The sequence below is a fragment of the Pinibacter aurantiacus genome (assembly GCF_019130065.1).
GTDB lineage: Bacteria > Bacteroidota > Bacteroidia > Chitinophagales > Chitinophagaceae > Pinibacter > Pinibacter aurantiacus.
Window position 1 is genome coordinate 711,086 of sequence record NZ_JAHSPG010000003.1, and the last position, 15,162, is coordinate 726,247.

Below are 15,162 nucleotides of genomic sequence, written 5' to 3' on the forward strand. Positions count from 1 at the left end.
ATAAATTTTTACTTGAGCCAGTTCAAAACTGGCTCTTTTATAATGTCTTTATCTTTATGATTCACCCGCATACATATATTCATCCTAGCGCGAAACTAGCTCCCAACGTAAAAGTTGATCCATTTACTGTTATCCATCCTAATGTTGAAATTGGCGAAGGAACCTGGATTGGTTCTAACGTTACCATCATGGAAGGCGCAAGAATCGGAAAAAATTGCAGAATTTTTCCTGGTGCCGTTATCTCCGCCATCCCTCAAGACTTAAAATTTGAAGGAGAAGATTCACTGGTTGAAATTGGGGACTCTACAACAATCCGCGAATTTGTTACCATCAACCGTGGCACAAAGGAAAGAGGTAAAACATCGGTAGGTTCAAATTGTCTTATCCAGGCTTACAGCCACATAGCGCACGACTGTCAGATAGGAAACAACTGCATTCTTACCAACAATACGCAAATGGCAGGTCACGTTGTTATGGGCGACTGGTCCATCCTTGCAGGTATGTGCGCCGTTCACCAATTCGTTCAAATTGGTCAGCACGCATACATCGGCGGTGGTTCATTGGTAAGCAAAGATGTTCCCCCTTTTATCAAAGCAGCAAGAAACCCGCTTAGCTATGCAGGTGTAAACTCTGTAGGCTTAAAACGTCGCGGATTTACAATCGAGCGCATCAATCACATTCTTGATATTTACAGAGTTCTTTATAACAAAGGCCTCAACACCTCTCAGGCGCTTGAGTTCATTGAAGAAGAATATCCGGCAACTGACGAGCGTGATGATATTTTGACATTTGTGAGAGAAAGTGGCCGTGGCATTATTAAAAGATATACCAAAGGCAACAATGATGACGATCTCGCTATCTGATGCAGGAAAACGGTTCAACCGCGACTGGATCTTTCGTCACGTCAATTACACATTCACAAGCGGCAACGCTTACGCAATAGTGGGACCAAATGGTTCCGGCAAATCTACATTACTACAGTGCATTGGAGGCGCAACCGCTTTCAGTGAAGGGAAAATAGAAGTTTCGGATTTATCAGCAGGTAAATCCGAAACTCAAAAACCCACTTCCATCGGCGAACAAAATCTTTACAAACATCTTTCAATTTGTGCTCCATACCTCGAACTCATAGAGGAAATGACAGCAACAGAATTCCTTTCATTCCACCAAACTTTCAAGCCGTTGCTCGATGGCTGGAACGAAAAGAATATCCTCGAATATGTTGGCCTTGAAAAAGCCGCACACAAGCAGATCCGCTATTATAGCAGCGGTATGAAGCAACGGGTAAAATTGGCCCAGGCCATTTTCTCCAACGCGCATTTATTGTTGCTTGATGAACCTTGTACAAATTTTGATGATGCGGGTTACGAACTCTACAAACGCATGATCAGCGAATTTGGCAACAACCGCCTCATCATCGTAAGCAGCAACGACATTGAAGAATACGGTTTCTGCACTGCAAAAATTTCCATAAGCGACTACAAGTAGAGAAAACGCAGATTCTCATGATCGTGATGATAATTATGATTTTTGAAAATACAAAGCCTGCTCTTCAAGGCTTGTAGCCTTGAAGTTCTATTTTGTTGCCTCTGGAAACAATAAAATCGCCGGAGGCGATGGAATACAGCTTCAAGGCTACAAGCCTTGAAGAGCAGGGTTCCGTTTTCGGTTGCACTTAAAACATTTTCAAATTCTCAAATTTTCAAATTTTCAAATTCCTACTTTTGCTCTATGACCATCCATTTCAACTACAACAAGAAACAGGTGATACAAGGCTTGCGATATCATTTTTTCACAAGACCGGAAATAAAATTTTTGATCATCATCATCAATGTATTTGCATTGTTATCGGCAGGTCTGTTTTATTTCAAGAAGATACAACCCATCTCATTCCTGATCTTTTCACTGTTGTGGCTTGTGCTGATGGTCGTGATATGGAGTGTGCTGCCCGCCAGCATTTACAGGAGGGCACATACATTTAAAGATGAGTTTTCTGTGGACTTCAAAGACGATGGTCTCACCCTTTCTAATGATAGAGGCTCAAAAAAATGGGAGTGGAACCTCTTCAGTAATTTTTTGGAAACGCCTTATTTCTTCCACCTCTATTTCGACGCCCGCTCATTTTTCTTAATCCCAAAAGATGCGTTTAAGGACATTCCGGATATGCAGAGTGCTCGTAGCCTGCTCAAAGAGCATATAAAGCAATAATTTGAAAATTTGAGGATTTGAAAATGAGCTGTGCAGCGCTCTAATTGCATGTTTCGTTCTTGCAGGGCGAAAAGTTTAAACAATACTGTGACTGCCGCACACAAAGCATTTTCAAATTTTCAAATCACCACATTTTCAAATTTTTCTTTTTTGCCTGGGCAAAAAAGAAACGCTGCTTGGAAAAGCAGCGTCATTAACCCTAAAAAACCCTCTATTACTATCTTTAATTCTTTTTATTTTCTTTATATCTTTTATCTGGAGTACCGTCTTTTTTAGCATGTACTACAGTATCTTTTGCTGTTTTGTTTTCTTTGTAGCGCTTATCAGGAGTACCATCCTTTTTAGTGTGTTGAGTGGTTTGTGTTTGTCCTGATGAAGCCTTAGTTTGTGCAAAGCTGAAAGCGCTTACAGATAACAGCATTGCAGCAGCAAGAAATAATTTTTTCATTGTATGGATTTGTTTAACGATGTAAAAATGGGCAACAATTTTTAACCCGAAAAATTTTTTTTTTGTGTTAACTTCAGCTTAACCAGTGTTAACAGCTTAACCACGGCTTAACAAGGCAAACACAGGTTCATTCAATATTTGAAATGAATTTTGTAACAAACGTTCCAGTACCAATTTTTCGTATGCGTTCAAAAACTTTAAAATGGATTTTACTCCTTTCCACCGTAATAATTGTCATCATCATTGGTGTGCAGTTATATTGGTTGAATAAGGTGTACAAGTTTGAAGAACGGGAATTTAATAACAATGTTGTAAAAGCCGTCCGCGGCCTTTTTGAAGATATTGATATAGCAGATTATCCCGGAACCCAGTTGCAGAAGCTTATTGACCATCCTGACCTCAATACATTCATTATCGAGATAGACAGCATTCCGCCAAAAGACTCGCTCTCGCACTTTCTCATTAGCGAGTTTGAGGACTTTGAAGTACTGTCAGATTGTAAAATGGCGCTGTATGATGTGGGTTCAAAAAAATATTTGTACCAGTTGTATCTTCCGACAGCCGCTTCCCTTAACCCACGCGAAACACAAATTGACCTTCCTGAGCTCAATCTTGATCACTCATACATATACCTCTATTTTCCGCACAGAAGACAATACATTGTACAAAAGCTCGGCTGGTGGATAAGCGCTACCATCCTGCTTTTTGTGGTGCTGCTCGCTTTGCCGGCAACCTTGTTTTATTTATACAAACAAAAAACACTGAATGAACTGCAGAAGGACTTCGTGAACAACTTTACACACGAATTTAAAACGCCTCTTGCAGTGATGAAACTTGCATCGGACGTACTTGTGGGGCCGGCCATTCTCAACCAGCCCGATCGTTTAAAACAGTACAGCCTGATCATCAAGCAGCAAACGGAACATTTACAATACCAGGTAGAAAGGCTGCTAAAAACGGCAACGACCGATGAAAACTTCCTGACACTGGAAAAAACCACCTTCGATCCGAATGAGATGATCAGCGAAGTGATAACGCAGCTGGACCCCCTGATTAAGATGAAAAATGCAAAGATCGATTTGCAGCTCGACCCCAAACACGTTGTTATATCGGCAGACAAGCCGCATATTTCGCTTGTTGTGGTAAATCTGGTTGAGAATGCGATCAAATATTCCGAGCATCCGTTGGTCATAATTTCCACCAGTGCACAGAACGGCCACTTCACACTTTCAGTAAAAGATAACGGCATAGGCATTAAAAAGGAGTATTTAAAACATATATTTAGGAAGTTTTACCGAATTCCAACCGGTGATGTGCACAATGTAAAAGGTTTTGGCCTGGGATTGAACTTCGTAAAAAAGGTAGTGGTTGCGCACCACGGAAAAATCACGGTAAATAGTATACCGGAAATAGGTACAGAATTTAGAATTGTTTTACCCAAATTATAATCAATGAGTTACAAAGCAAAAGTTCTATTGGCAGAAGACGATGCAGCGTTGGGTTTTGTAATCAAAGACAGCCTCGAAGAGGCGGGCTATGAGGTAATCTTGTGTGCAGATGGCCAAACAGCCATTGAAAGGTTCAACAAGAATGAATTTGACATCTGTTTACTGGACGTGATGATGCCGCATAAAGATGGTTTTGAAGTAGCTAAAAAAATAAGACAGCAGTCAGACGTCGTTCCCATTCTTTTCCTCACTGCCAAATCACTGGAAGAAGATAAGATCAAGGGCTTTCAAAGCGGCGCGGATGACTATATTACCAAGCCCTTCAGCATGCCGGAACTACTGCTCCGCATGGATGTGTTTTTAAGAAGGACCAAAAAAATGTATTCCGAGCAGGTGCAGGACTACCAGATCGGTAAACTCAAATTTTCCTTTGCTAACCTTACGATAACTTCTCCGGAAGGCAACAGCACACTTACGCAAAAAGAAGCTGAATTGTTGCTGTTTCTTTGCCAGCACCCTAACAAAGTATTAAAACGCGAAGAAGTGCTTTTAAATGTCTGGGGAAAAGATGACTATTTCCTCGGAAGAAGCATGGACGTTTTCATCACCAAAGTACGCAAGCATTTTAAGACCGACCCGGACGTTGTACTGGAAACCATACATGGTGTGGGATTCCGGTTTAATGTGCCTGTGAAGTCGTAACACGTCAATCGTCAATCGTGAATGCGTCGCCCTGCGACAAGTTCGAACATTAACTTGGTGCAACATTCACCTTTCACCATTCATCATTCCCGCCCTCTCTACCACTCTAACGAGCACTCCTTGCCATTTTTGATCCGGAAATGTTAAACAAATCAGATCAAATAATTGTCAATTCGTTAGTTAACCAGCAGTTAACAGATGTTAATCGCGGCTTAACTAAATACGAAAACATCTTTGCACTCATTTTGTAAACCAGTATTATTTATATATGCAGAAGCACTCGTACAGTTTGCTGTTCATCCTATGTTTTGCTACCTCTTTCCTGAGGGCGCAGAATAAACCAGACAGCATACATCTTACCCTACCCGACGCCGAAAAAATGTTCGTTACGCGGAACCTGTCACTTATTGCCCAGAAGTACAACATTGACATCAACAAGGCCCTTGTACAGCAAGCGAAGTATTGGCAAAATCCAACACTAACGGTTTCGCAGAACCTGGATCTGAAGACGATCAGGCAGGGACTGGTGAAAGAAGACAATCTCGGTCACGGAGGCCAACTTGATGTACAATTACAGCAGGTTATTCTTACTGCCGGCAAAAGAAACAAGCTTATACATCTTGCGAACGACCAGGTTCTTTCTGCTGAACAACAATTCAACGACCTGTTGCGTAACCTGAGCTTTGTATTGCACACAAGCATGAACACTTTGTACCAGCAGCAATCTACTTTCCAACTATACCAGGAAGAGCTGACCTCCCTTGAGCAAATGGTTAACGCCATGGATGCACAGTATAAAGCGGGCAACATTTCTCAAAAAGAAAATATCCGTGTAAAAGCTTTGCTGTATTCATTGCAAACGGACCAGGCATCGCTGGAAACGCAAATGGCAGATGTACAAAGAGATCTACGTGTTCTGTTGCAAATGGGCGGCGATTCTACAATTGTGGTAGACATGCCGCAAATGACTACAGACTTCGGCACTCCGCTTCCTCTTATAAACCTGCTGGACACAGCCCGGGCAACAAGGCCGGATTATTTGCTTACACAAACAAACGTTCTCAACCAACAACATAATCTTGCTTATCAAAAATCATTGAAGGCGCCAGATGTAACAGTTGGCGTAGAGTACGACCACGCATCGAGCTACCAGTTCAACTACTGGGGCCTCGGCGTTGGTTTGCCATTACCCATTTTAAACAGAAACAAAGGCAACATCAATGCTGCGCAAAAAAGCATTGAACAGGCCCAGGTACAGGTAACACAATACCAATCGCAAATTGACCAGGAAGTGCAAGCTGCCTACAACAAGTGGCTGATCTCCCAAAAGATCGTCGGCAAAGGTGCCGGAGTACTTGATCAGCCTTACGACAATTTGCTGCAAAACATGATCAAGAGTTATAAAGAAAGACAAGTGAGCCTGATCGAGTTTATCGACTTCTTCGATTCGTATAAAGAAACAAAATCAAACCGTATGGAGCAGGAACTTAATTTACGCAATGCAGTGGCGGAATTAAATTTCACAGTGGGCAAAAACATTATTCAATAAGTACTCTTCAACCCGATAATATGAACAAATTAATTATAGCGACTTTAGGATTACCGGTATTCTTATTTGCTTGTAAAGAAAAGAAGCAACCGGACCCCGTGTCAAAACAGGTATGTGTAAGCGATTCTATGTTACCTATGATCACCATAGATTCTGTAAAAATGTCGAACATCGATGATCAGCTCAAGCTTTCAGGAGAGATCAGTTTCAATGAAAGTAAAGTCGTGAAACTATATCCTTTCAGTAGCGGCCAGGTGGCCGAAGTAAAAGTAAACCTCGGAGACAGAATCAAACAAGGGCAGGTACTGGCAGTGATTAAAAGTGCTGAGATCGCAGGAAATTACAGCGACCTCGTAGCTGCAGAATCGGATGTTGCCATTGCCAAAAGACAATATGAAAACGCTGAAGCTTTATACAACAACGGCATCAGCAGCCAGCGTGAATTTGAAGAAGCAAAACAAAATTTACAAAAAGCAACTTCTGCTGAAACAAAGATCAGGGAAACTTTGCGCATCAATGGTAGCGGCCGCACGGATAAAAACGGAAACTTTACCATCATTGCTCCAAGAAGCGGTTATTTACTGGAAAGAAAAATCAATCCGGGAAGCTTTATCAGAGCTGACAATACAGAGAACATGTTTACTATTGGTGACATTACTGATGTGTGGGTAATTGCAAACGTGTATGAGTCGGACATCTCACGCATTAAAGAAGGTTACACTGCTAAAGTAACCACACTTGCTTATCCTGATTCAGTGTTTGTAGGCAAAGTAGATATGATCAATCAGATACTTGATCCGCAAACCAAAGTAATGAAAGTAAGAATTGATTTGCCTAACAAAGGTCTGGCATTGAAACCTGAAATGTTTGCCAACGTACTGATAGAAAATAAAGAAGGAAGAAAAGCGATGAGCATTCCTGCGTCTGCATTGGTTAGTGACGATGGCAAAAGCTATGTGGTTACTTACAAAGGCCAGTGTGATTTGAAATTGCACGAAGTAAAAGTGATCAAAGCAACAGAAGGCGGTCCGGCATTCATTAACGAAGGCGTAGAGCTTGGAGACAAAGTAATCTCTAAGAACCAGGTGTTGTTCTTTAGAGCATTGTCGCAGCAATAGCGTGAATGGTCAATCGTGAATCGTGAATGTAGTTACAATATCAATATTCATCATTCACGACTCGCGATCGACATTACACGATTTACTATTCACGTTTCACCATTCACTATTCACGATTATCAATCATTAGCATGAATAAGTTCATAAAAAGCATTATCCATTTTTCACTGCGCCACCGCTACTTCGTTTTCTTTATGACAGTAGTGCTGGTAGCAATAGGAATTTGGAGCTATAAAGAAACCCCTATCGAAACATTTCCGGATGTTACCAATACACAGATAGTTATTATTACGCAATGGCCCGGAAGAAGTGCGGAGGAGGTAGAGAAGTTTATTACCATTCCGCTTGAAACGGTGCTGAACTCCGTACAGAAAAAAGCGAATCTTCGTACCAACTCTTCATTTGGTCTTAGTTATATCACTTTGATATTTGATGACGGAGTAGATGACGCGTTTGCACGGCAGCAGGTAATGAGCCGTATCATTAACGCTGATCTTCCTGACAACATACAACCGGAAGTGCAGCCGCCTTACGGACCAACGGGTGAAATTTACCGCTACACTTTGCAAAGCGCTACCAAATCTGTGCATGAGCTTACAGCTTTGCAGGATTGGGTACTTGATCGCCAGTTCAAATCAGTGTCGGGTGTTGCCGATGTAAACAGTTTTGGTGGTGAAGAAAAAATATTTGAAGTAAGTGTGAACCCTGAGTTGCTGATCAAATACAACCTGAGCTCACTCGATGTATATGATGCCGTTTCAAAGAGCAACGTAAACGTGGGTGGTGATGTAATTGAAAGAAATGGCCAGGCTTATATAGTACGTGGTATTGGTTTGCTTAATAACATTGACGAAATTGAAAACATTATTATCACGAAAATAAACGGTGTACCATTGCTGGTAAAGAATGTTGCCAATGTTATGGAAGCCGGTAAACCGCGCCTGGGAACTGTTGCGCTGAACGAAAAACGTAATCAGATTGAAGGTATTGTGGTAATGCGCAAGGGAGAAAACCCAAGTGAGGTTTTAGATCGCGTACACGAAAAAATAACGGAACTTAACAAAACCATTTTGCCAAAAGATGTGAAGATCGTTCCATTCTACGATCGTACCACATTGATGGACTTTGCCCAGGAAACGGTTATTCACAATCTTATTGAAGGTATCGTACTGGTAACGGTGATCGTATTTCTTTTCATGGCAGACTGGCGCACAACGGTGATCGTAAGTATCATCATTCCGCTGTCACTTTTGTTTGCCTTCATTTGTATGCGCATCAAAGGCATGAACGCCAACCTGCTTTCGATGGGAGCGATTGACTTTGGTATTATTATAGATGGAGCCGTCGTGATGGTGGAGGGGTTGTTTGTGGCACTCGACAAGCGGGCGCATGAAGTGGGCATGGAGAAATTCAACAAACTGGCAAAGCTTGGCCTGTTCAAGAACACCGGTGCAGAAATGGGTAAATCCATCTTCTTCTCCAAGTTGATCATCATCACCTGTTTGATACCCATCTTCGCATTCCAGAAAGTAGAAGGTAAAATGTTCTCTCCTCTCGCCTACACTTTAGGTTTTGCATTGTTAGGAGCATTGATTCTTACACTTACGCTGGTGCCTGCATTATCAAGCATTTTGTTGAAAAAGAATGTGCGTGAAAAACACAACCCGATTGTAATTTTCTTTGAGAGCATTACACTAAAGGGTCTGAAAAAATTGTATGCCAATCAAAAGCTGAGTGTGATTATTGCATTCATCATAATGTTTGTATCATTCTTCTCGTTTAAGTTTTTGGGATCTGAATTCTTGCCGCAACTCGATGAAGGCGCACTTTGGGTGTCCGCAGAATTGCCAAGAAGCGTGTCGTTGAATGAAGCAGACAGCATCGCCGCAGAGATGAATAAAGTGATCCGCACTTTCCCTGATGTGAAAAATACTTTGACACAGGTAGGACGTACTAACGATGGTACTGATCCTAAAGGATTTTTTAACGTGCAGATCGCCGTTGATCTTACTCCTAAAAAAGAGAGAACAGATAAACTCACCACGGATGAGATCGTTGATCAAATGGATGCCAAACTGCAAAAATTCCCGGGCATTGTGTTCAACTATTCACAACCAATTCGCGATAACGTCGCGGAAGCCGTTGCGGGTGTACCGGCAGCGTTGGTAGTGAAGATCTTTGGCCAGGATTTCAACGTGCTTGATACAAGTGCAACACATGTAATGAACATTTTGAAAGGCGTGCAGGGCGTTGAGGATTTGGGTGTGATCAGAAATCTTGGTCAGCCTGAGTTCCGTATAGAATTGGACCAACAGAAAATGGCGTTCTACGGTGTTTCTACAGCCGATGCAAACGCTGTTATTGAAATGGCTATTGGTGGTAAAGCAGCCACTGAATTATTTGAAGGCGAAAGAAAATTTGATGTGCGTGTCCGTTATCAAAAAGATTACCGTGCAACACGTGAAGCAGTCGAAAACCTGATGGTGCCTGCAACAGACGGTGCCAAAGTTCCGCTGAAAGAAATTTCCAGCATCAGAACATTAACAGGCCCGGCATTTATTTACCGCGACAATAACATGCGTTACATCACGGTGAAATTTTCGGTTCGCGGCCGCGACCTTGGAAGCACCATTGCAGAGGCACAGCAAAAAGTAAACGCAGCAACCCAACTGCCAGACGGTTATAAAATGTCATGGAACGGAGAGTTTGAAAACCAGCAGCGTGCCACAAAAACATTGGCTCGCGTAGTACCGATTTGTTTGCTCGTGATATTCCTGATTTTGTTTGTAACATTCGGCAACTCAAAAGATGCAATTCTTACGTTAATGAACGTGCCGTTTGCATTGATTGGCGGTATTCTTGCATTGCACGTAACAGGCATCAACTTCAGCATTTCTGCCGGTATTGGGTTCATCGCCTTGTTTGGTGTCTGTATCCAGAACGGTGTGATCATGATATCGGTTTTCCGGAAAAACCTTGAAGGCGGAATGCACCTGAACGAAGCCATTCTCGAGGGCGTTCACTCTCGTGTGCGTCCGGTGGTAATGACTGCACTCATGGCGATGATCGGATTGTTGCCGGCGGCAATTTCTACAGGTATCGGTTCAGAAACACAAAAACCATTGGCGATCGTAGTAATCGGAGGTTTGATTACTTCTACGCTGCTTACTTTGCTCATTCTTCCTATCATTTATGCATTGGTATTCAAATTCATGCATAGAAGTCAAAATAGAAGATTGCTGAGAAAAGCGGGTTTAATAAGCAGAAAATAGAAAATAGGATCCTTAACCCAAAACTAAAAAGAGCTGTCTCGTTTGAGGCAGCTCTTTTGTTTTTACCGGCAAAAACTTCTCCCATAAATGAGCCATATCGTGGAAAAATTTTTTTTCCAATCTCGCAAACAAATTACATACCTAGGTTGTCTTATTCTGGAAAGAGTCATAGAATCGTCAGGAATGTCCTTTTTTATTTCCCAAAAACGGAAGATGTGTGGTTATACGGACGGAAAAAATGGGCCGCTCCACGAAGAGACTTACGACGCAATCCATACTTTTTGCAAACTTCAAAACTCAACTTGCGCGTTGCATCAACAAGCTATTGAGCGTAATTCCACAAAACTGATTAGCTAGCCCCAGAGCCGCTGCCCATTGATTTCACGGAATTTATAAATCCGCGTCCATGTTGCACGGATTAAATAGTCAATAGCAATCTCTAATCATATGCCTACAAAAAATAATCGACGAAAGTTCATTAAGTCGGTCATCGTCGCGGGCACCACAATCGGTGTCGGCGCTCCACTACTGCATCATCTACAATCGGAAGAGACTTCCATGGTGCCAATGCTGATGCCAGACGGCACATTGGTAATGGTAAAAAAGTCTGCACTTGAGCAAAATACCGTTGCAAAAAAAGCCACGGAAAAAGAAGTCTTCGACTGGATGAATGATGCACACAAAAAATGACCTGCTTTTAAGAGTTTAACTAAAATTCTTCATATCCAAATTGACCGCCATGAACCTAAAAGTAAAAATCTCGGCGATAAGCGTTACGCTTATAATAACCTTCTTGTTTTACGTTATTTCCTGCACACACAAGGATGAGCTCGTGCCAAGTGGCGGCGGCGGCGGCGGTCCTATCACCCGTGGCGACCAACACGTTGACAACGCAGCCGGCTTCGACAAAGCCCACTCCAACGTTAACTGGTCAACCAAGTACCTAGGCTCGGTTTCAGCCCTAACGGGACGTTTCAATACGTTCCATATTACCCGGTTCAAATTCTGGGAAGAAAACCCGGACAGCATCTATTTCACGGCGGATGTATGGCTGAACTCAGTTAACACCAGTGAACCGGCAAGAGACGGCGGATGTTTGCTTGCAACATTTGGTACCGCAGCTGGCGCAGGTGCGGTAGACAGTAACATGGCAGTAATCAAAAGCAAGAAAGTTGTATTCAGCACAACAGATAAAGGCTACATCGTAACTGCCGATTTCACCTTCCATAAAGTAACCAAAGAAATTACTGCCAAGCTAAGCTATGATGGAAAAGCAGAGCAGGGAACACAGGACACCTACGGATTCAGCCTGGATTTTTCCATCCTCGCCCTTTCTGATTTCGGCATTGTATCAACCAGTATTGGTGATAACGTAGACATTATCTGTAATGCGGCGATTAAGTTCTGACGCCACAACACATGTTAAACACCATTTAATGACTAACGCAAAATATCAATTATGAAAGTCAGAAAAATATATTGGGTGATGGCAATGTTAATAATGGCACTGACAACAGGCTGTTACTACGATGTTATCACTCCGCCCGATCCTAACGCACCTCCACAAAACGTAAGTTTCAGTAACGACCTCCAGCCCATTTTTAACACGAACTGCGCTACAACCGGCTGCCATGGCGATGGGGGACATAATCCAATCTTAACAGCAGATAAGTCTTACAATGCACTAATGTCGGGAGGGTTTGTAAATACAACCATTCCCACAGAAAGTATTTTGTACCAGGAGATTAACAATGGCTTGATGCCTCCAACCGGCAAGCTGCCACAAACTCAGATACAAATGGTGCTGGACTGGATCAAAATAGGCGCTCCTAATAACTAACTACATCGTAAAAAACGCACAAATGAAAGCACACACAACACTATATAACCGGTCACATAAAGCTGCCTTAGTATTGTTTTGCTTGCTGGGATGCCTGAATTTTTTGAATGCGCAAGACTCCACTGCAGTGAAAGAGGAAGCAACAGAAGCCGCCGCAGCAGCACCCAAAAAAAGTAAGCCGGTGCCAAATACATTTGAAAACATCTGGCTGCTGGATAACCAGTCTGTAATGGTGCCCACAAAAGGGTCGTTCCAGCTTGATTTCATGCACCGCTTCGGAACTATTGATGGAGGCTACCAGAGCCTGTTTGGTCTTTTTGGTGGTATCAATATCCGCATTGGAGCTGACTATGTGCCAAGAGAAGATTTAATGGTCGGACTTTCCCTGACAGAATACAACCTAACATGGGAAGGTTATGTAAAATATGCGGGCCTCAAGCAAACAAAAGATAATAAAATTCCCGTGAGTGTAACCTACTACGGCAACATGTCTGTCGATACAAGATCAGACCCAACCGGCGGTCTTTACCCGCATGGTACGGATCGCCTGATGTTCTTTAATCAAATAATTATTGCCAGAAAGTTCGGCGACAGATTTTCCATACAGGTGGCGCCAAGCCTCACACACGTGAACGTGGTGCAAGGCTACTATCCCGGAGACACCACTGCAGATGGAAAGAGCGTGCTCGGCAAAGAAATGAAACACGACCATTTTGCAATAGCTGTTTCAGGAAAAGTAAAATTGAACAACACGCTCAACCTTCTGCTGAACTATGACCAGCCACTCACAAAACATTTAACAAACAACCCAAATCCAAACCTTTCTGCAGGGCTTGAAATCAATACCACCGGGCACACGTTCCAGGTATTGGTGGGCAACTATCGTTATATAACACCGTCGAGAAATAATTACTATAACAACAATGATTACAAAGATGGGCAGTGGTTGATCGGCTTTAACATGACGCGGCTTTGGAACTGGTAGAAACATATTCTTTATCAATACACCTCAAAACAAGTTTATGAAAACAAAAACACTAAGTGTCCTTTTACTGATGACAACATTTATCGTGGTTGTAAGTTTTACTTTTTCAAAACAACAACCAAAACCATGGCCGGTTCCTGATAAGAACGCTAAGATGGCCAACCCTATTAAAGCTGACGCCTCTTCTATTAATACAGGTAAAGCTTCATGGGCAAAAAACTGCGCGTCATGTCATGGCAAAATGGGCAAGGGAGACGGATCAAAAGCAGCGAAATTAACCACGCATCCGGGAGACTTTTCTGCTGCGGCAACACAAAGTCAATCAGACGGAGCGCTGTTTTATAAAATAAGCGAAGGGAGAGATGATATGCCTGGATTTAAAAAGAAAATTTCTGACGAAGACGAAATATGGAGTCTTGTAAACTACATACGCACTTTTAAGAAATAGTTGAAAATTGAAAATTGAAAGTTGAAAATGAATCGCCGTAGGGGCGAATCGCATTCGCCTTCAAGACATACCCCATTTTCAACTTTCAATTTTCAATTCCATTTTCAACTTTCAACTTTCAATTTTCAATTTGTATTCCATGGATTCAAATAATAACGAATCGAATGATTCGCGTAGAGATTTCCTGCGAAAGGGTTTTGTAGCTACTGCCGCTGTAGCGACGGGTGTGGGACTATTGGAAACGGCGTGCAAGGACACAAAGCCCAAAACAGGCGATAAGGTGAAACTGCTTTCTCCTGATGGCAAAATAGTGGAAGTAGATTCATCAATGATCAATCCTGCGATACCGGACTCACTCCTTTCCAAACACAATGTGCGTGAGGGTGTGCCCGGTAAAAAGTTTGTAATGGTGATTGATCTTTCCAGGTGCAAGAATGCAGGCAAATGCAAAAGCGCCTGTTCAAAGATGCACTACCTCCCAGACAATCGCAGCTACATCAAGATCAACAAAATGCAGGATTCTGACAAGGCGTCTCCTTACTGGATGCCTACACCATGCTTTCACTGCGACAATCCGCCGTGTGTAAAAGTATGTCCGGTCGGCGCCACTTTTAAATTGACGGATGGAATTGTAGGCATAGACAACGATCGCTGTATCGGTTGCAGATTCTGCATGGTAGCTTGTCCATATTCTGCAAGGGTTTTCAACTGGGATACTGAATACCAGTTGAACATTACCCAGATGAATGAAATAAAGCCACACGCGGCCTGCAGCACACACGTTACGGGCACAGTAGAGAAGTGCGACTTCTGCCCTACCCAGACAGCAAAAAATGAACTGCCGGATTGTGTGCAAGCCTGCCCCAACGGTGTATTCTATTTTGGCGATGAAGTAGAAGATGTGGTAAGCAACGGTGATGAAACTGTTCGACTGAGCCAGTTATTAAAAGATAAGTCTGGTTACAGATACCTCGAAGATCTGGGAACCAAACCAAGGGTTTATTATCTGCCTCCTGTAAACAGACAATTTCCTTTTAAAGATGCAGAAGTACCGCCAGATGCAGAAGGACAAACCACTCATCAGTCAGGCCATTAACCAGTGATCGAATTACTAAGCAATGCGGCACTGTTAATTCTTAATTAT

General features: G+C 42.5%; 15 protein-coding genes. 14 read left to right on the forward strand and 1 reads right to left on the reverse strand.

Annotated features, from left to right (window positions below; genetic code table 11):
* Positions 1 to 56 precede the first annotated feature (56 nt).
* The 3 genes from lpxA to KTO63_RS08725 all read left to right on the forward strand — a co-directional run bounded on the left by lpxA (position 57) and on the right by KTO63_RS08725 (position 2,208).
* Positions 57 to 863, forward strand: coding sequence for an acyl-ACP--UDP-N-acetylglucosamine O-acyltransferase (gene lpxA / locus KTO63_RS08715; protein WP_217790838.1), 807 nt, complete (start codon positions 57 to 59; stop codon positions 861 to 863).
* The gene (locus KTO63_RS08720; RefSeq protein ID WP_232373090.1) at positions 841 to 1,488 is read left to right on the forward strand and encodes an ABC transporter ATP-binding protein; all 648 of its coding nucleotides are present in this window, start codon (positions 841 to 843) and stop codon (positions 1,486 to 1,488) included. Before lpxA ends, KTO63_RS08720 begins: the two co-directional genes overlap by 23 nt.
* A gap of 243 nt (positions 1,489 to 1,731) precedes the next feature.
* The gene (locus tag KTO63_RS08725; RefSeq protein WP_217790839.1) at positions 1,732 to 2,208 is read left to right on the forward strand and encodes a YcxB family protein; all 477 of its coding nucleotides are present in this window, start codon (positions 1,732 to 1,734) and stop codon (positions 2,206 to 2,208) included.
* Positions 2,209 to 2,431: 223 nt separating this feature from the next.
* Here the strand turns inward: KTO63_RS08725 and KTO63_RS08730 are convergent, their stop codons facing one another.
* Complete coding sequence (locus tag KTO63_RS08730) at positions 2,432 to 2,656, reverse strand: hypothetical protein (RefSeq protein ID WP_217790840.1); 225 nt, start codon at positions 2,654 to 2,656, stop codon at positions 2,432 to 2,434.
* A 182-nt stretch (positions 2,657 to 2,838) separates the two neighbouring features.
* Between KTO63_RS08730 and KTO63_RS08735 the strand changes: the two genes are divergently transcribed.
* The 11 genes from KTO63_RS08735 to KTO63_RS08785 all read left to right on the forward strand — a co-directional run bounded on the left by KTO63_RS08735 (position 2,839) and on the right by KTO63_RS08785 (position 15,114).
* The gene (locus KTO63_RS08735) at positions 2,839 to 4,104 is read left to right on the forward strand and encodes a sensor histidine kinase (protein WP_217790841.1); all 1,266 of its coding nucleotides are present in this window, start codon (positions 2,839 to 2,841) and stop codon (positions 4,102 to 4,104) included.
* A 3-nt stretch (positions 4,105 to 4,107) separates the two neighbouring features.
* On the forward strand, positions 4,108 to 4,806 hold the full coding sequence (locus KTO63_RS08740) for a response regulator transcription factor (RefSeq protein ID WP_217790842.1): 699 nt from the start codon (positions 4,108 to 4,110) through the stop codon (positions 4,804 to 4,806).
* A gap of 268 nt (positions 4,807 to 5,074) precedes the next feature.
* Positions 5,075 to 6,355 carry a TolC family protein gene (locus KTO63_RS08745; protein WP_217790843.1) on the forward strand — a complete coding sequence of 427 codons (1,281 nt, stop codon included), beginning with the start codon at positions 5,075 to 5,077 and terminating at the stop codon, positions 6,353 to 6,355.
* 20 nt (positions 6,356 to 6,375) lie between these two features.
* On the forward strand, positions 6,376 to 7,473 hold the full coding sequence (locus tag KTO63_RS08750; protein WP_217790844.1) for an efflux RND transporter periplasmic adaptor subunit: 1,098 nt from the start codon (positions 6,376 to 6,378) through the stop codon (positions 7,471 to 7,473).
* Between the two features lie 131 nt (positions 7,474 to 7,604).
* Positions 7,605 to 10,745, forward strand: coding sequence for an efflux RND transporter permease subunit (locus tag KTO63_RS08755; protein ID WP_217790845.1), 3,141 nt, complete (start codon positions 7,605 to 7,607; stop codon positions 10,743 to 10,745).
* Between the two features lie 447 nt (positions 10,746 to 11,192).
* Entirely contained in the window at positions 11,193 to 11,435 is a 243-nt protein-coding gene (locus KTO63_RS08760; protein WP_217790846.1) for a hypothetical protein, read from the forward strand.
* A gap of 49 nt (positions 11,436 to 11,484) precedes the next feature.
* Positions 11,485 to 12,153 (forward strand): YceI family protein, encoded by a 669-nt coding sequence (locus tag KTO63_RS08765; protein WP_217790847.1) that lies wholly within the window; start codon positions 11,485 to 11,487, stop codon positions 12,151 to 12,153.
* 51 nt (positions 12,154 to 12,204) lie between these two features.
* Complete coding sequence (locus KTO63_RS08770) at positions 12,205 to 12,585, forward strand: c-type cytochrome (protein ID WP_217790848.1); 381 nt, start codon at positions 12,205 to 12,207, stop codon at positions 12,583 to 12,585.
* A gap of 22 nt (positions 12,586 to 12,607) precedes the next feature.
* Complete coding sequence (locus tag KTO63_RS08775; protein ID WP_217790849.1) at positions 12,608 to 13,570, forward strand: DUF5777 family beta-barrel protein; 963 nt, start codon at positions 12,608 to 12,610, stop codon at positions 13,568 to 13,570.
* A 37-nt stretch (positions 13,571 to 13,607) separates the two neighbouring features.
* Entirely contained in the window at positions 13,608 to 14,018 is a 411-nt protein-coding gene (locus tag KTO63_RS08780) for a c-type cytochrome (protein ID WP_217790850.1), read from the forward strand.
* A gap of 139 nt (positions 14,019 to 14,157) precedes the next feature.
* Positions 14,158 to 15,114: a 4Fe-4S dicluster domain-containing protein gene (locus KTO63_RS08785; RefSeq protein ID WP_217790851.1), complete on the forward strand. Its 957-nt coding sequence runs from the start codon at positions 14,158 to 14,160 to the stop codon at positions 15,112 to 15,114.
* Positions 15,115 to 15,162 lie beyond the last annotated feature (48 nt).